This is a genomic window from Staphylococcus sp. GDX7P312P, assembly GCF_008385775.1.
Lineage (GTDB): Bacteria > Bacillota > Bacilli > Staphylococcales > Staphylococcaceae > Staphylococcus > Staphylococcus haemolyticus.
This window is the reverse complement of sequence record NZ_VUKI01000067.1, coordinates 1-354: the sequence shown is the minus strand read 5'-3', so window position 1 is coordinate 354 and position 354 is coordinate 1. Positions and strand designations below refer to the sequence as shown.

The window sequence follows — 354 nt, the reverse complement described above, 5'->3', positions numbered from 1 at the left end:
GGAAGTTATCCAATTACAGTGATAACAACAGATGCCGACGGCAACGAAACTGAAACAAGTGTCACAAACACAGTGCAAGATACTACAAAACCAGTCGTGTCACCAATCGCTGGACAAACAAAAGAAGTGAATACAGCAATTGATCCAATCAAGATTGAGGCGAGTGATAATAGTGGTCAAGCTGTAACGAATAAAGTGAGTGGCTTACCATCAGGAGTAACATTCAATCCAGACACGAATACAATTATTGGAACGCCAACGAAAGTCGGAAGTTATCCAATTACAGTGATAACAACAGATGCCGACGGCAACGAAACGGAAACAAGTTTCACAATCACAGTGCAAGATACTACA

The 354-nt window shown here is 41.2% G+C and carries 1 protein-coding gene; it reads left to right on the top strand.

Going from position 1 to position 354, the window contains the following annotated elements; translation table 11 throughout:
• Positions 1–354, top strand: a 354-nt coding sequence (locus F1592_RS13215; RefSeq protein WP_149814195.1) for a putative Ig domain-containing protein, incomplete at both ends; no start/stop codon positions are given.